This window comes from Pseudoalteromonas sp. PB2-1 (genome assembly GCF_045040605.1).
GTDB lineage: Bacteria > Pseudomonadota > Gammaproteobacteria > Enterobacterales > Alteromonadaceae > Pseudoalteromonas > Pseudoalteromonas arabiensis.
This window is the reverse complement of the sequence record NZ_CP090668.1, coordinates 661,798-679,313: the sequence shown is the minus strand read 5'-3', so window position 1 is coordinate 679,313 and position 17,516 is coordinate 661,798. Positions and strand designations below refer to the sequence as shown.

Sequence of the window (17,516 nt, the reverse complement as noted above, 5' to 3'; positions counted from 1 at the left end):
ATTACTAAAATTTAGTAACCAAATGGGAAATCAACATAATGCTTATGTAAACTGCAATTTAACAACAAGCATAATAATAGACGCCCTAAAATTTGATTAGTTCAAAAAAACTTTAAAAAAATTTAATTTTTTATCAGTGCGAGCATTTGTTCTTCATCAAACTGAGTGAAACTCATTGATTTTTCTGTAAATAATGCATCAACAAGGGCTTGCTTATGCTGCTGCATTTTAAATACTTTTTGCTCAATTGAGTTAGCCATAATCAATTTATAGACAAACACAGGGTTAGTTTGGCCAATTCGGTAGGCACGATCTGTCGCTTGTTTCTCAACGGCAGGGTTCCACCAAGGATCAAAATGAATCACAGTATCTGCTTGAGTTAGATTTAATCCCGTACCGCCGGCTTTAAGACTTATTAAAAACACGGATGTATCACCTTGAGTAAACTCTTCGATAACACGGTCGCGGTGTCTTGTTTGCCCTGTTAGCATACTAAAGCGGATGCCTAGCTCATTTAATCGCTCTGCTATCACATCAAGTGCCATAGTGAATTGACTAAATATAATTACCTTACGACCTTCGCTTAGCATGATAGGCAAATGCTTAGATAACCACTCAAGCTTAGCGCTGCCAGCCTCAGTGAACTAGGGTCGATCAATTTTGGATGACAGCAAATCTGTCTAAGCTTTAATAATGCATCTAAAAATGCCAGCTTACTTTTTTGCACACCTTGCTGGGCAAATAGATCGACCAATTTCTGCTCTAATGATTCAGTTATGCCGTTATAAATTTCTTTTTGTTTAGTTTCAAATTCAAACTCTTTAACTAGCTCGGTCTTCTCTGGGAGCTCTTGCGTTACCTGTACTTTAGTTCGGCGTAAGATAAATGGCATGATCAACGATTTAAGTTCATCTGCACGGGCAACATCGTTATCACGCTCAATAGGCATTTGAAAATAGCTCTTAAAATGTGTTTGCGAACCAAGTAAAGAGGGCATTGCAAAATCGAGCAAGGATTTAAGCTCAAATAAGTTATTTTCGATAGGGGTGCCGCTTAAGCACAGCTTGAAGTCTGCGTTAAGGCGCTTAACTAAGCGTGAAACCTGTGCGGCATCGTTTTTGATATATTGCGCCTCATCAAGAATGATGTTTTCAAAATACAGCGGCGAATAAAAGGCAATGTCGCGCTTAAGCAGTGGGTAAGTTGTTAAAATACAATCAGCTTGCGACAACTGTTGTAATTGGTCGCTGCGGGCAGCACCGAAGACGGTAGTGATTTTTAAGTTACTCGCAAACTTATTGATTTCACTTTGCCAATTACCAACCAAGCTGGTTGGGCAAACAATTAACGTAGGGCCTGCTTGAGGTGATTGCTTGGCATTCGCTAAAAAGGCAATAACTTGCAAGGTCTTACCTAGCCCCATATCATCTGCCAAAATACCACCAAGTTGGTGACGTTTTAAAAAGTTAAGCCAATCAACACCGTGTTGTTGATACTCACGTAATTGCACACCTGGGTTTAAGCCTTGAATATCGGACTTTTTAATAAGCTGTTGTGAGCTATTTAATTCAGCTAAGTAAGCATCAAGCGCATCGTCAACAATATTAACCTTAATTGCTTTTTGCTCGATAAGCTTAGGCAAAAACGATAAAGGCATCAAGATTTCGTCACGAGTTTTGATGTATTCAAATCGCTTGCGATAATCATTTAATTGCGTAATAGCATTTTTTTCTACTACAGCAAAACGCTTCCCTACGTTGAAATAATAAAACAGTTCACTTTGTCGATTGAGAGATTGGAAGTCGGGATTATCTGTCGTAAATAGTTGTAGCGTTTTGACTCCCGAGATCACGATTTTACTAACTATTTGATGACCTTTACCACGCTGGACTTGAAGTGATACTTGCTTCAACCCTTTGCTGACGCTGAGCTTATCGTCTATTTTCCAACCACGTTTCAATAAGTTAGGAACTATTTCATACTTAAGCCAGTGCCCGTGAATCGCCGAGTTTCTATTAAAAATGAGCTCAGTTTGTAAAGCCCCTTTACAGAGTTCAAAACCGAGATTTGTTAGCTCATTTACAACCGTATTCTCAAGCGACTTGTTCAGTATATCAGCAGGTGCCTGACCTAAATCATACAGCGAATTATGATAATTAAACTTTAAAGAGAGTGTGATTACGTTCTCATCACTATTGATACTAATGACAGGAAAAACTGTACGGGAGTTATTTTTCTTACTTTGCTTAAAAGCGTGGGGGATAACACCTTCACCAAAGTTTTCATTAAGTTGCTGATAAACGCGGTCAAAGTTCTCTGTATGAATAGCTGGCATATTTGCAAGTAAAGCAATCTCATCAGCGGTTAACGGAGTACGTATACGACCTACTTTTAATTTATCAGGATCGAGGTAAGTAGGAGGGGTTGTTTTTAACAATAACCAATTATCTTGGCCTGCAAGTTTCATATTTAATGAGGTTAAGTCTTTGTGTTGTGTCCAACCAAACTCTAAAGCTTGCATGCTGTCTGCTTTTATAGGCTGACGAGAGCGGCCTAAAAACAAACGTTGAGTTGCAATTAGCTGTTGCAGTGCAGCGAAGCCCCATTGACCTTTAAGCTCAAGTTTACCAAGTGCATTTTGAGAACGGATCCAGCTATATAAACGAAAATCCGATTCTAATAAATCAGTAGGAGTTACAAAGCTATTTAATTGCTGCTCAGTTAGGTTTCGACCCAATGTATAGTCGTGTTCTGAGTCATAATTAGCAATTTTTGGGGTGAGGGTTACAACAGATTTCTCTACATCGAGGACAAATAATAGAACTTGTTTAGCAGTATTAGTGGTATTTTGCTTTAGCGTTTTAAGTTCACTAAACCAATCATTAATGATGTAGTCTTCACCGTAGTCACCAGAGTGTTCTATTTTCAGCTTAAGAAGCACAGCTGCAACATGCCGGCATTTAGTTTTAGAACCACAAGTACAATGTGAATCAACCGAAAAGCCACTTGGTAATTTACTGATCTCAATATGTTGAGTGAAGGTATTACCTTCATTACCAAACATTGATGCATCGATAATACTAAAGTCACTGTTATGCTCTAACCAGTTGATTTGACCGTTCTGGTGGTATTCTTTTGCTTTACTTAGCACATGTGGCTTAAATAGCTGTTTAATGAAGCGCTCAGATAAAGGAAACTGAGTTTCTTGCTCTTGTTTGATTTCTTCAAAGATAGCTAATAAGTCATTTTTAGATAAGTTAGCAGACATAACGTTTTTGACAGTAAAAACAAAAAATAATTCTGCCAGTATATGATCTATCGACCAAGAGCTAAAGCACTATCGAGGCATTTTGGACTGGTTGGAGCTGATTACTTAGTAAAAAAATGCTCCTAGGTAAGATCAGAGCAGAAAAAGACCAGTACGTTCAATTAACAAACAACAATTGCACACGTTATAAACAGGTTAATCACAAAAGAGGGGGCTTTACAGATCGCTATTTTACTAAGCAAACAAGATTAAGAGGAAAAGAAGCCTGTAAAGGGTGCTTAGTTAGTAAAAAACTGATCTAAGAGGGTGAAACCAGCATAATTTGAATGTTATAGATCACTATTTTACTAACAAAATGAAATTATAGATCACGCTTTTACTAACTATAAAAGCGTGAGAGATCGTTATTTTACTAACTAATTGAAGCTATTTAAAAGCTTAGTTAACTGCTCTAAGCGTTTGTCTGTCATCACTTTATTATCGATTTTGACAGATAAATCACCGCTTTTGATGTTACGCTGTACACTCACAAATTCACTGTCGATCAGCGCTTCACGACGACTTGGCGCGGCTGGTTCAGCTGTTAATAGTTTAGTAATTGCTAACGCACGTTTATCATCGCTACTAATTAGCGCGATATCTGCATCATTGCTTACATTATCGACTAGCTTTGCAAATAGCTTTTCATCACGCTCCTTAGCGCTAATAAGTTTTTTCGCCACTTCTCGACCAACATGATTTGCCGTAGGATACAGGCTTAAAACCTCAGAAGGTAGGTTCTCATAAGCTTTGATAGCATCGGCAATTGCTGTGTGAGATACCCCCTCAATAGCCGCTATCTCACGATAAGAGCCTTTTTTTCCTTCGGCGATAAGCTCATCACGGGTTTGTTGATATGCTTGGCCAAGCTCCCACAGACTCGGAGCAATGTATTGATCTGATGACACCGCAAGAATTTTAGCATCTTGATCAGTAAAATCTTCAGAACTTAAAACTAAGTAATCGGAATTACTTAAGATACATGCTTTACGGCGACGGGAGCCTGCTAAAACAAGCATTTCGTCACCTTTATCCCAGCATAGGGCAGGGTGCTGGTTGCGGCCGTCTTCAGCAATTGCAGGAAGGATATCGGCAACCGACTTTTCATTTAGTAATGATTGTACACGGCGATTTTTGCCATAGACCTTTGTTCTAGATTCAATTTCAGAGCTAGGGATAACCTTACACACTAAAGTAATTAAGCGAGTAGGATCGCTAGGAGCAGGCATACTCACTACATCTCCAGCTGTTGCCTGTTCTAGTAATGCATCTAAGCTACTGCTTTCAATTGATGTTGAAAATGGGTCTAAGCTGGTATCGTTCTTACGTTTTTTAGCCATTTTTATTATTAACCTTACTTAGCTGGATTAAGAGAAGATTGGGTTGATTGCCAATTAGAACGAATCAACATTTCTAGTTCATCAACGACATCTTTGATATTTTCTTGAGCACGAAGGAGTGACTCTCGACTAGCTAAGCTATCTGATGTTTTTTGATCAAAAATAGTGTTAAAGGATGATGAGCTGGCAGTAATAGCCGAGCTATGATTAATTGGATAACTCATGACTTGGCGACCAAATGCACTACGTACATCTTTTACAATGTCACGCTGTGAGTGATTTCCTTTTACATAGTTAGTTACTAAGAACTGCATAAAGTCCCAGCCTTGGTGGCCTAGTGCTGCAACTGTATGATAAATTTCACCCAATCGTTTTAAATATTTATTGTTAGCATCAAAATCTACAGCTTCAGGATGAACCGGAATAAGCATCGATGTTGAAGCCATTAATGCATTGTAAAACATAAAGTTAAGAGAAGGTGCGGTATCTATTAAAATAAGATCGAATTGGTCTTTTACTGGTTCAATGACTTTTTCAAGTAACTTATGATAATGACGCGTTTTATCATAGCTTGAGCTGTCTTTTAATAATGTTGCAGTTTCATGCTCAAAGTAAAAATCATCCATCCCAGAGGGTAAAATACGAATATTAGGGATATGAGTTGGTAGAAAAGAATTAGTAACCAATTCATCCCAGGTTTCGTTTTCTTCAAGTTCAATACAATCACGCATTAAGTCACCGACAGTGATCGGATCCGGCTCGCTCGGTGGAAAGAAACTAGATGATGAACCTTGTGGATCGAGATCAATAATACCAATTCGATAACGTTTAATGTTAGTAGTAGCCAATGCTGCAGCAATATTCACCATACTTGTTGTTTTACCACAACCACCTTTTAGTGAATTGATAACAATAACTTGTAATTTGTCATCTGCAGTACGGTGATCAGGCTTAATATCCATGATGTCTGCCATAGCGAAGATATTAACTAAAGTATAAGCATAATGACCGTTGGCACCGCGTTTGATGTTAAGTTCATCAAAATCACCATTGTCATGACGTCTTTTTAAGGTGCGATTATTACAGCCTAATAAGTCTGCGGCTGCTTTTTGGGTGTAGGTTCGTAGTTCTTTTTCTTCAGATTTTAGATGAGCACGATAATGTTGAATACGTCCTTCTAGCGATTTTTCAGCAACTTCTGCTGTCGCTTTTAGTAACCTATAAGTGGCTAGCGCATTATTATTGATAGACATACTTTCTTCCTCAAAGTTATGGTTTAAGTATAATGTCCATTCAAATTGCTGTAAACAAGTATTTAAGGCGACATACCTTTTATTTATAAGACATTTAATAAAAATTTGGAACTTTAGTGAAACTAAGTATAAATAAATAAGATTAATATCGGTTAAATATATAGGTATATAAGGTTAATATGCTAAAATAGTGAAGTATATAACTGATTTTATTGAATATTCTTAAAAAAGTCAGATCGTAATTTTACTTGGTAAAGATCAGATCTCTTAATACTCACAGATCAACTTATTACTAAGCAAAAACTAAGCACCTAAGTTATTCACAGTTTAATCACTGATTTGCTCACATTTTTAACTGTGCGGATCAAATTTTTACTAACTAAATTAGAAAGTTATACACCGAGATAGTTGCTATTTTAATTAAATAGTTAGTATGGATCTGATCTGTAGTTGGTACAGATCAGATCTTTGCTAACTAGAACTAGATTTATCCACATGCCGTTTTAAAAATGAGATTTATGTCGTGTTAATTTAGTAAAAAAACTCGTTTAACAGGACATAATTTAAACTGAGTTAGTAAAATCTGCACCTATGAACTATACCTTAGTAAAAATCTGATCTGAAATTTAGCAACCGCGAGTTAGTTAGTATAAAGCTGATCCTTAGAAATTAATTATGATCGGATCAAGTTTTTACTAACTTAAACATTTAACTTTTGTGGTTTTATGTGTTGTTATTAACTGTCGAAGAAAAATTGGAAATAAGAACAATGAGCCGAAAGGTCAACATCTCGGTTGATAATTTACCCGATACCTTACGCGGGCAGATCCACGGGGTGGAAAGTGCAATAGATAATGAAAGTCTTGCACTCTTTACAGACAACAAAGATGTGCGCGTTTCAATTGAAAATGCTGCGCATGGTTTGAGAGCTTACTCAAATACATTTAATCATTATGATTTATGGGGACGCTTTGTCCGTTCTGGTCATAAAAAGCTTCCAGTTGAAGAAGCACCTAAAAAAACCATCGTTACCAGAAGAATTTCAGAAAAGGTTGACGGTATTCTTTATGACGGTGAAATTAAAATTACACCTGCGGTCGTTAGCACTAGAAAAGATGGAGAGGATGTAGAGTATCTTGTTTGGCCATCTGACCGAGAAGAAAAAGTCGAGCGTGCCCTTATTCGCCTAGCGTCTAAAGGTAAAATTGTAAAAATTAATTTTAAATCGGGTATTCAGTACGCGGTTGTTTTTTCAATGAATGAATTAGCGCAAGAATTAAAAGCCGTTGGTCAATCAATGCCGTATCCGCAAATCAAAGAATCTTTAGAAGCATTACAAGGGTCTAAACTTTCTTTTAAATATTCAGCGACTGATACTCGTAACACTGACATTGATGATTCTTTTTACGAATCGAATATGAACTTTTTATCGTCACTTCATTTTAGTGGCAAAAAAGGTCAAGGTGGTAATGTGAAATGTGTAGCGTGTTTGAACGCATTTGTTCATAACATGATCGACAATCTTGAATATAAAGGTTACTACTTTAATAGTGCGCAAGAATTAAAACGTGGTTTATCTCGTTGGATGATGCTTCGCTTGTATCATTTATGGCGTTATGCTGCACCAGGAAAAACATACCACTTCCGACTTTTATCAATCATGGAAAAATACGGCTCTATTTATTCGACAGATGAAATTACCGAGAATAAATTAAAAGCATTACGTCGTGATATGACGACCACAATGAAAGATTTAATTGAGAAAGGTGCAATCTCAGAATATAACATTACCAATGTTAAAGACGATAAAACGGGCAATATTATTGATTACACTTACGAGATGCATCCATCTGATCAATTTTGTGATGAGATTCTTACACTAAATAAGCATAACAAACGAATTGAAATTCAAGGTGGTAAACGCATTGTTGAGAATGCTGTATTAATCGATGAAGATAAAATTGAAGAAATAGTAGAAGACTAATCTCTTCAATACCCTCACAACTATATTGAAAAGGCCACGCGAGTGGCCTTTTTAACATAATCAATCTGTTACTTGTTCTAAGTAAAGTCTATCAACCAAGAAATCATATTCTCTTTTACGAGGATGACTCTCGGGTTTTTTATAATCAGGTAATGTACCAAGTTTTACATCGGGTTCTGGGTTTATCAAAATAAATGGTAAAGCAGCACTAACATGATATCGGTTTTGAGCTGTGTATCTTACGTTAACTTGCGGGCTCACTCTTGTTGGCCTACGAATTCGTAACTTTTCTTTATCACCTAAACTTGCAACACGACTTTGCTCTTGTGCAACTAGTGCTTGCCAAGAATGCTGATCGATCATTCTTGGATTAGAGTAACCAGCCGATTTATCCAACATTGCTAAAGCCATCTTTTTTGTAAGTGTTTTGGTTGCGTGTTTATGCATCCAAGTGAAACGGATGGAGTAGGGTGACTCGGTCTCAAAATGGACTTTTCGATAAGCGGCTAATGTAATTAAATTTGGTACAGCATTATGAACAGCTTCAAAGCGAGCATCATTATTGTCGATAGCTAATACACAATTTTTAAAATCAGCCTTCGCTTTATTTAACTGATTTATTCTCGCTGTAAAATGTGGCTTATCAACATCCTTCAAAATTAACAAACCTGGATGTCTTTTCAAAACTCGACTACTTAGACCTGACTTTTTATAAAAGTCACCAAAGGAATTTAGAATTAATTTGTGGGCTTCATCTCCATCAACTTTTTGTACAGCAATAGTGGATGGGATTTTCTTTTCTTCATTTATATCTATATCAGGTAACTGATAAAATGTTGCTTTATGGAAAGCAACTTGCCTTAATTCTTCACAAAACAAATGGGTTAATTCACTTACCAAATCAAACTGACTGCGAATATGTAGTTTTGAACTCATAAGAACACATCGTACTTAAACATAAATAAAGTCTAACCTTTTGCATTGATTATTTAAAGCTAATATTTACTCAGATGTTGACCTTACCAACATATAAAATAAAGTATGATGTGTTCTTTACGATAGATGTAGCACATTATTTTTATTTTTCAATATGATGTTTAAAAATGTTTTTTAGTTCTGTAAAGATGAGGGTACAGTAAAGGCAGCGTATAGTAAGATGTGTTCTTATGTGATAACTTCTATGGCTAACGTATTATGGTGAGTTAACTAACTGTTTTACAAAATATAAATAAATAGCTAAGAAACTTTCATATCTAATATATTTATCAAATAACTAAATAATTAAAAATAGCTGAATATTGTCCTTGAACTTAGTACGTGCAATAAGTTAGTTTTCGTTAACGGTCTATGTTAGGAATGAGGAAAGAACATGCAATCGTGGAACCCGGACAGCTGGAGAAAACTGCCGATACTTCAGCAGCCAGAGTACCCAGATCAAGAAGCCCTTAAATCAGTTGAGGGACAATTAAAAAGCGCACCACCTTTAGTATTTGCTGAAGAGACGCGTAGCTTATATAAACAACTAGAAGCTGTATGTGAAGGCAGAGCTTTCTTATTACAGGGTGGTGATTGTGCAGAGTCATTTAGTGATTTTAATGCAGCAAATATCCGCGATACTTTTAAAACACTTTTACAAATGGCCGTTGTTTTAACTTATGGTGGTAAGTGCCCTGTAGTTAAAATTGCGCGTATGGCTGGTCAGTACGCTAAGCCTCGCTCATCAGATTACGAAACGATAGACGGTGTTTCATTACCTTCGTACCGTGGTGATATCATCAATAATTTCGAGTTCACAGAGCAAGCACGTGTACCCGATCCACAGCGTTTGATGACGGCATATCATCACAGTGCAGCAACGCTGAATTTATTACGTGCATTCGCGCAAGGTGGTTTAGCCGACCTACACCAAGTAAACCGTTGGAACATGGGTTTTGTAGCTGCAAATCCACTTAAAGAGAAATACCAGCAGTTAGCCGATAGAATTCAAGATGCCCTTGAGTTCATGGAAGTGTGTGGTATTGACTCAACAGTGGCGCCAAGTTTAAAAGAAACCGACTTATTTACGTCACATGAAGCGTTACTATTAGGCTACGAAGAAGCACTAACACGTCGTGACCATTTATCAGGTGACTGGTACGATTGTTCTGCACACTTTGTTTGGATTGGTGAGCGTACACGTCAGCTTGATCACGCACACATCGAATTCTTTAAAGGGATTAAAAACCCAATCGGTGTAAAAGTTGGCCCAGGTATGGACCCAGATGAGCTAATCAAACTTATCGATGCCGTGAACCCAGATAACATTCCAGGTCGCTTAACGTTAATTACCCGAATGGGTGCAGATGTACTGCCTGAGAAACTACCGGCACTAGTACGTAAAGTACAACAAGAAGGCCGTAAAGTTATTTGGAGCTCAGATCCAATGCATGGCAATACAGAAAAAGCGAGCTCAGGTTATAAAACACGTAGCTTTAATAATATTCTTCGTGAAATTAGTCAGTTCTTCGCTGTACATAAGGCTGAGGGTTCATATCCAGGTGGTGTTCACCTTGAGATGACAGGCCAGCATGTAACTGAATGTACGGGTGGTGCTTATGGTTTATCTGATGAAGATTTAGCGCAGCGTTACCGCACACAGTGCGACCCACGTTTAAATGCAGATCAAGTTTTAGAACTTGGTTTCTTAGTTGCTGATTTATTAAAAGATGCACGTAAGTAACACTAAGTTATCCAAAAAAGGCTGCACATTGCAGCCTTTTTTAATGTCCGATACTAAAATAAGTTAGTACTTACGTCTTTCAAGGCCAGTATCAGATATAATCTTTGCAGAAATTTCTTCAACTGAATGATGAGTCGAATTTAAAAATTGAATTTTTTGCTTTTTATAAAGCATTTCTACTTCACGCACTTCAATTCGACACTGTTTTAAAGAGGCATATTTAGAATTCGCCATACGGCGCTGGCGAATATCGGCAAGGCGAACAGGGTCAATTGTTAAACCAAATAGTTTATGTTTATAAGCCTTTAGACATTCAGGCAGGGTGCCTCTTTCTAAATCATCTTCAGTTAACGGGTAATTAGCTGCTTTAATACCATATTGCAAGGCTAAGTATAAACTCGTTGGTGTTTTACCGCTTCGGCTAACGCCCACTAAAATGATGTCTGCTTCAGCGTAGTTTTTAATATTAGCGCCATCATCATTGGTCAACGCATAGTTAACTGCATCAATTCTAAAATCATAACTCTTTTCATGCATAGAGTGAGTTCTATGGACTTTTGGTACCGGCGCAACTTTTAACTCTTGAGAAATTTTATCGCTATACTGCGATAAAAAGTCATAACACACAGCACATGACGATTTAATAATTTCACTCAGCTCATGATTTACAAATGTAAAAAATACTAGAGGCTGCTCACCATCTCGCTGCGCTGTCGAATTTATAAGATCTTTAATCTCATTTGCTTTTTTTTCTGTTTCTACAAATGGGATTGTTTTGTGGTTGAAGTCAACTGGAAACATAGACAATGTTGCGTGGCCAAATACTTCAGAGGTGATCGCTGTTCCGTCAGAAATATAGAATGCAGTTCTCATAATTAACCTTTTTATTACCTTTATCTGCAAAATAGGGGGTTCACGGTTTACGTGAGGTCTGTTGCCAGTGTAGAATGAAGCCGACCTTTTTAGAAGGTTTTCTTTCTTAACTCTCACAGTTAGTACTACAATTTGTTTTATGGAGAAAGATCCGTGCAAGAATACGTTCTCTGGTATCAAGAGCTTGGTATGCAAGATGTTCCACGTGTTGGCGGTAAAAACGCTTCACTGGGTGAAATGATCTCAAACCTAGCTAACGCTGGTGTTCAAGTGCCAGGTGGTTTCGCTACAACCGCTGATGCATTCAACGAGTTCCTTGAACAATCAGGGCTAAACTCAAAAATCCACGATATTTTAGACACACTGGATGTGGATGATGTAAATACACTCGCTAAAGTCGGTGCACAAATCCGCCAATGGATTATCGATACACCGTTCCAACCTAACCTAGACCAAGCCATCCGCATCGCATATAGCCAATTACATGGCGACGCATCACAAGATGTTTCATTTGCAGTTCGCTCGTCTGCTACAGCAGAAGACATGCCAGACGCTTCATTCGCAGGACAACAAGAAACGTTTTTGAACGTACGTGGTATAGATTCAGTAATGACTGCAATCAAACACGTGTTTGCCTCACTATTTAATGACCGCGCAATTTCTTACCGTGTTCACCAAGGTTATGACCACCGTGGTGTAGCCTTATCAGCTGGTATCCAACGTATGGTTCGTTCAGATAAAGCAGCTTCAGGTGTTATGTTCAGTATTGATACTGAATCTGGCTTTGAAGATGTTGTATTTGTAACTTCAAGCTATGGTCTTGGGGAAATGGTTGTACAGGGTGCTGTAAACCCAGATGAATTTTATGTTCACAAACCAACTCTTGCTAACGGTAAACCAGCAGTAGTTCGCCGTAATATCGGTTCGAAAGCAATCCAAATGATTTACTCTGCGGATGAATCACATGGTAAGCAAGTCGAAATTGTTGATGTAGATTCATCACTTTCAAACAAATTCTCAATCACAGATGCTGAAGTTCAAGAACTTGCAAAGCAAGCTGTGATCATCGAAAAGCACTACGGTCGTCCAATGGACATCGAGTGGGCAAAAGACGGTAACGACGGTAAACTTTACATCGTTCAAGCCCGCCCAGAAACAGTTCGCTCGAACGAAGACGCGAACGTAATGGAGCGCTTCCAATTAAACGGTACAAGTTCTGTTGTAGTAGAAGGTCGTGCAATCGGTCATAAAATTGGCTCAGGTACAGTTCGTGTACTAGATTCAATTGATGAAATGGACAAAGTACAACAAGGTGACATTCTAGTTACTGACATGACTGACCCTGATTGGGAACCTATCATGAAACGTGCAGCTGCGATTGTTACAAACCGTGGTGGCCGTACTTGTCATGCAGCAATCATTGCTCGCGAATTAGGTATTCCTGCCGTTGTTGGTTGTGGTAATGCAACTGATTTAATTAAAGCGGGGCAAGATGTAACAGTATCATGTGCCGAAGGCGACACAGGTTATATCTACGAAGGTATTTTAGATTACGAAGTACTTACTTCGCGCGTTGATGAAATGCCAGAATTACCAATGAAAGTTATGATGAACGTGGGTAACCCTGATCGTGCATTTGACTTTGCACGCTTACCACATGCTGGTGTTGGTTTAGCGCGTGTTGAATTCGTAATCAACCGTATGATTGGTGTTCACCCTAAAGCACTTCTTAACTTTGATGCACAATCAGACGAGCTTAAAGCTGAAATCTCAGAAATGATGGCAGGTTATGAATCACCTGTAGAATTCTATATTTCTAAGCTTGTTGAAGGTATTGCAACACTTGGTTGTGCATTTGCACCTGAGCGTGTAATTGTTCGTATGTCTGACTTCAAGTCAAACGAATATGCAAACCTTGTTGGCGGCCAGCAATATGAGCCGGAAGAAGAAAATCCAATGATTGGTTTCCGTGGTGCAGCACGTTATATCTCTGAAGATTTCCGCGACTGTTTCGCGTTAGAGTGTGAAGCAATTAAACGCGTTCGCAACGAAATGGGTATGACTAATATCGAAATTATGATCCCATTTGTTCGTACACTTGAAGAGGGTAAGCGCGTTATTGAATTACTTGAAGAACATGGCCTTAAACGTGGCGAAAATGGTCTTAAAGTGATCATGATGTGTGAATTACCATCAAACGCGTTACTAGCGGATGAGTTCTTAGAGTATTTCGATGGTTTCTCTATCGGTTCAAACGACCTAACTCAGTTAACATTAGGTCTTGACCGTGATTCAGGTCTGATTGCTCATCTATTTGATGAACGTAACCCAGCAATCAAGAAACTATTATCAATGGCTATTCAAACAGCTAAAGCCAAAGGCAAATACGTAGGTATTTGTGGTCAAGGTCCTTCAGATCATGAAGACTTTGCAGCTTGGTTAGTTGAGCAGGGTATTGATTCTGTTTCTCTTAATCCTGACACCGTATTAGAAACGTGGCTATACCTTGCTAAGAAATTAGCAGACTAAGCGCTTTATTTGTCTAAATTAAAGTATCTAATATAAAAAATGCCAGCATCTAGCTGGCATTTTTGTTAGTTCTAAGGGCATGTTGACCTTTAATTCAACGAGCAAGTTTTTTATCAATATAAGCACATGACTTAGTCAGTGCCTTTTGACACAGGGTTAAATAATCACGCGCTTTAGGATAGTAAAAAGATAAACAGAAAAGCCCAGCAATAAAGAAGATCAACGATGGGCCAGGTATAATCACAAACACTAAACCCAATAACATACACAAGGCACCTAAACTGATTAATGCAAATTTTTTCATATGGCTATCTCATTTGCTGCTTTAATACACAGTATAAAAGTATTGCACCCGAAATCGATAAAAAGAGTGTTACAAACTGTAAAATCTTCAATTTATCTTAGCTATTAGCATGATATAATTTGTAAAATGCCTTAATTTATCACCGTCATGATAGCAACAATAAGTCAACAACAAGCCGCCACAGAACTCGTCTCTAATTTCTTAGAGACTATTAAAAATCAAGGGTTTAGTGGTGATACTGATGCAAGCTTTTCAACACGTTTAAGTTTATCGACTGATAACAGCGTATACCAACAAGTTCCACAAGGTGTCATCTTCCCTAAGTCAGCAAAAGACATACAACTGGCTATGCAAATTGCTTCACGTGATCCGTTTTTATCACTGACATTTGGTCCACGCGGGGGTGGTACAGGTACTAACGGACAATCGCTAACCCCTGGAATAGTTGTTGATTTATCTCGCTATATGCGTGAAATCTTAGAAATCAATGTAGAAGAAAACTGGGTGCGCGTTCAAACTGGTGTAATAAAAGACCAATTAAATGACTTTTTACGTCCTTACGGTTTTTTCTTTGCACCTGATCTATCAACTAGTAACCGAGCAACAATTGGCGGAATGGTAAATACAGATGCATCGGGTCAGGGATCTTTAGTTTATGGAAAAACCAGTGATCATGTTTTAGGTCTTACAACTTACCTTGTTGACGGCACTGAAATGTCAACGACTCCCATACCTTTAGAAAAAGCTAAGGTAATTGCTGAACAAAACACGACAGTGGGTAAGTTATATAAAACAGTTATCGATATTGGCCTTGAGAACCGTGATGCTATTTTAGAAAAATTCCCGCGTTTAAACCGTTTTCTTACCGGCTACGATTTAGAACATATTTTTTCTGATGATTTACAAACCTTTGATATGAGTCGATTAATTACTGGCTCAGAAGGTTCTTTAGGTATAGTTACTGAAGCAAAACTTAACATTACACCCATTGCTGAGTTCAAGACTTTAATCAATATTAAATATGATAGCTTTGATTCTGCTCTTCGTCATTCACCATTCTTAGTCGCAGCAAATGCGACTTCTGTAGAAACAGTCGACAGTAAAGTACTTAACCTTGCTCGAGAAGATATTATTTGGCACTCAGTATCGGACTTAATAACCGATGTTGAAAACAAAGATATGCAAGGCCTCAACATGGTTGAGTTTAATGCGGTTTCACCAGAAGACATAAAGGATAAAGTAGATACTCTATGTAAGTTACTTGATGAGTGTGTTGAAAAACAAACGAATGGTGTCATTGGTTATCAGTTAACTAATGACAAAGCTGATATTTTAAAAATTTATGCAATGCGTAAAAAGTCTGTGGGTCTTTTAGGCAATGTAAAAGGCAGCCAAAAACCGTTAGCTTTTGCCGAAGATACTGCAGTTCCTCCAGAAAACTTAGCAGATTTTATTGTTGAGTTTCGTGAACTTCTCGATAAACACAATCTTCAATATGGTATGTTCGGCCATGTTGATGCTGGCGTATTACATGTTCGACCTGCTCTTGATATGTGTGACCCTGAACAAGAAAAATTACTTCGTCATATTTCAGATGAGGTCGTTAAATTGACTGCCAAATATGGTGGTTTAATGTGGGGGGAGCATGGCAAAGGGTACCGTAGTGAATATGGCCCTGAATTTTTCGGCGAACATCTATTTACACAATTAAGAAAAATTAAAGCGGCTTTTGATCCAAATAACCGAGTAAACCCTGGTAAAATCTGTACTCCACTCGAAAGTAAAGACTCACTAGTTTCTGTTGACGATCAAAAACGAGCTTGGTTCGATAAAGAAATTTCTATCAATGTTAAAACAGAATTTAATAACGCTATGACCTGTAACGGTAATGGCCTGTGTTTTAACTATGACGAAACATCACCAATGTGCCCATCTTATAAAGTTACTGGTGACCGCCGTTATTCGCCAAAAGGGCGCGCAAGTTTAATGCGTGAATGGCTACGACTTCAAGAGTCAGAAAATATTGATTTGCTCAATGTTGAAAAGGAATTGATCAATGGCGAAGTGATCACTTGGTGGGAACGCTATCAACATAGTCGTGATAAGCAAAAGGGCGTTTATGATTTCTCCCACGAAGTGAAAGAATCTATGGACGAATGTTTAGCTTGTAAAGCATGTACCACTGCATGCCCAATCAAAGTGGATGTGCCAACATTTCGTTCAAGGTTTTTAAATTTCTATCACAGTTATTATGCACGACCTGTAAAAGATTACTTAGTGGCAGGCATCGAGCAAACTGCACCTGTCATGGCAAAATTTGCTAAAGTTTTGAATCCAATAGTAAACACTAAAATTGTTTCAGGTTTAATTAAAAATACCATTGGTTATGTTGATACGCCAACTTTGAGCGTCCCGCAACTTTCTAAACGTATTTCAAAAAGTCAGCAATTCAATTTGGAATTACTTAATTCGCTTTCAAAAGAAGAGCAAGCCGAGTATGTTCTGATAGTACAAGATCCATTTACTAGTTTTTACGAAGCCGAATTAGTCGAAAGCTTTATCAAAGTCATTAAAGCGTTAGGCAAAAAACCAATGCTATTACCGTTTAAACCAAATGGTAAAGCACAGCATGTAAAAGGCTTTTTAAATGAATTTAAAACGACAGCAAAAAATGCAGCTGAGTTTTTAAATTCACTTTCTGAAATCAACGCACCACTAGTTGGGCTCGATGCATCCTTGGTTATGTGTTACCGAGATGAATATGTATCGATTTTAAAAGATGACCGTGGCGATTTTAAAGTTGAACTTGCACATGAATGGCTTCAAAGCCAAAACTTTAAACAGGTTTCACTTGCCACTAAAAACGATTCACCATTTAAATTGTTAAGTCATTGCACTGAAACAACAGCCATGCCAAATGCATCTAAAGTTTGGCAATCTATTTTTGCTGATCTAAATTTACAACTAGACACTACCAGTACGGGTTGTTGTGGTATGGCAGGAACGTATGGCCACGAAAAACAAAACCAAGAAAATTCACGCGCTCTTTATGAAATGAGTTGGCAACCAATTATTTCTAATAATGAGCCTGAAACTATTTTAGCAACTGGGTTTTCTTGTCGTAGCCAAGTAAAACGCTATGAAAAGTTTAAACCAAAACACCCACTGCAATTAATTGCAGAGCTACTTTAAAAATTAAAGTGTTAT

9 protein-coding genes and 1 pseudogene are annotated in these 17,516 nt (G+C 37.8%); 4 read left to right on the top strand and 6 right to left on the bottom strand.

The features are described 5' to 3' along the window. Nucleotides 1–122: 122 nt before the first annotated feature. The 3 genes and pseudogenes from L0Z67_RS19960 to L0Z67_RS19950 all read right to left on the bottom strand — a co-directional run bounded on the left by L0Z67_RS19960 (nucleotide 123) and on the right by L0Z67_RS19950 (nucleotide 5,900). Nucleotides 123–3,268: pseudogene (locus L0Z67_RS19960) on the bottom strand (SNF2-related protein). Between the two features lie 416 nt (nucleotides 3,269–3,684). Further along, nucleotides 3,685–4,647, bottom strand: coding sequence for a transcriptional regulator (locus tag L0Z67_RS19955; RefSeq protein WP_237115546.1), 963 nt, complete (start codon nucleotides 4,645–4,647; stop codon nucleotides 3,685–3,687). A 14-nt stretch (nucleotides 4,648–4,661) separates the two neighbouring features. Continuing rightward, entirely contained in the window at nucleotides 4,662–5,900 is a 1,239-nt protein-coding gene (locus tag L0Z67_RS19950; protein WP_237115547.1) for an AAA family ATPase, read from the bottom strand. A gap of 769 nt (nucleotides 5,901–6,669) precedes the next feature. Between L0Z67_RS19950 and L0Z67_RS19945 the strand changes: the two genes are divergently transcribed. After that, entirely contained in the window at nucleotides 6,670–7,884 is a 1,215-nt protein-coding gene (locus L0Z67_RS19945; RefSeq protein ID WP_062567868.1) for a hypothetical protein, read from the top strand. A 60-nt stretch (nucleotides 7,885–7,944) separates the two neighbouring features. Here the strand turns inward: L0Z67_RS19945 and L0Z67_RS19940 are convergent, their stop codons facing one another. Beyond that, entirely contained in the window at nucleotides 7,945–8,820 is an 876-nt protein-coding gene (locus tag L0Z67_RS19940; RefSeq protein WP_392353373.1) for a DNA replication terminus site-binding protein, read from the bottom strand. A gap of 433 nt (nucleotides 8,821–9,253) precedes the next feature. Between L0Z67_RS19940 and L0Z67_RS19935 the strand changes: the two genes are divergently transcribed. Beyond that, nucleotides 9,254–10,603, top strand: coding sequence for a class II 3-deoxy-7-phosphoheptulonate synthase (locus L0Z67_RS19935; RefSeq protein ID WP_054563102.1), 1,350 nt, complete (start codon nucleotides 9,254–9,256; stop codon nucleotides 10,601–10,603). A 63-nt stretch (nucleotides 10,604–10,666) separates the two neighbouring features. On the opposite strand, the gene L0Z67_RS19930 is transcribed toward L0Z67_RS19935, so the two are convergent. Beyond that, the gene (locus L0Z67_RS19930) at nucleotides 10,667–11,476 is read right to left on the bottom strand and encodes a pyruvate, water dikinase regulatory protein (protein ID WP_062567870.1); all 810 of its coding nucleotides are present in this window, start codon (nucleotides 11,474–11,476) and stop codon (nucleotides 10,667–10,669) included. Between the two features lie 153 nt (nucleotides 11,477–11,629). On the opposite strand from L0Z67_RS19930, the gene ppsA reads away from it, so the two are divergent. Continuing rightward, nucleotides 11,630–14,005 carry a phosphoenolpyruvate synthase gene (gene ppsA / locus L0Z67_RS19925; RefSeq protein WP_392353371.1) on the top strand — a complete coding sequence of 792 codons (2,376 nt, stop codon included), beginning with the start codon at nucleotides 11,630–11,632 and terminating at the stop codon, nucleotides 14,003–14,005. A 94-nt stretch (nucleotides 14,006–14,099) separates the two neighbouring features. Here the strand turns inward: ppsA and L0Z67_RS19920 are convergent, their stop codons facing one another. Then, a complete protein-coding gene (locus tag L0Z67_RS19920; protein ID WP_062567872.1) occupies nucleotides 14,100–14,309 on the bottom strand; it encodes a PGPGW domain-containing protein in 210 nt (69 codons plus the stop codon). Between the two features lie 147 nt (nucleotides 14,310–14,456). Between L0Z67_RS19920 and L0Z67_RS19915 the strand changes: the two genes are divergently transcribed. Next, nucleotides 14,457–17,501: an FAD-binding and (Fe-S)-binding domain-containing protein gene (locus L0Z67_RS19915; RefSeq protein WP_392353369.1), complete on the top strand. Its 3,045-nt coding sequence runs from the start codon at nucleotides 14,457–14,459 to the stop codon at nucleotides 17,499–17,501. Nucleotides 17,502–17,516: the final 15 nt, after the last annotated feature.

What these genes read in the sequence shown, in the direction of transcription:
- L0Z67_RS19945 (WP_062567868.1), top strand. Translation starts at nt 6,670, where the DNA reads ATGAGCCGAAAGGTCAACATCTCGGTTGATAATTTACCCGATACCTTA.
- L0Z67_RS19955 (WP_237115546.1), bottom strand. Translation starts at nt 4,647, where the DNA reads ATGGCTAAAAAACGTAAGAACGATACCAGCTTAGACCCATTTTCAACA.
- L0Z67_RS19950 (WP_237115547.1), bottom strand. Translation starts at nt 5,900, where the DNA reads ATGTCTATCAATAATAATGCGCTAGCCACTTATAGGTTACTAAAAGCG.
- L0Z67_RS19940 (WP_392353373.1), bottom strand. Translation starts at nt 8,820, where the DNA reads ATGAGTTCAAAACTACATATTCGCAGTCAGTTTGATTTGGTAAGTGAA.
- L0Z67_RS19935 (WP_054563102.1), top strand. Translation starts at nt 9,254, where the DNA reads ATGCAATCGTGGAACCCGGACAGCTGGAGAAAACTGCCGATACTTCAG.
- L0Z67_RS19930 (WP_062567870.1), bottom strand. Translation starts at nt 11,476, where the DNA reads ATGAGAACTGCATTCTATATTTCTGACGGAACAGCGATCACCTCTGAA.
- L0Z67_RS19920 (WP_062567872.1), bottom strand. Translation starts at nt 14,309, where the DNA reads ATGAAAAAATTTGCATTAATCAGTTTAGGTGCCTTGTGTATGTTATTG.
- L0Z67_RS19915 (WP_392353369.1), top strand. Translation starts at nt 14,457, where the DNA reads ATGATAGCAACAATAAGTCAACAACAAGCCGCCACAGAACTCGTCTCT.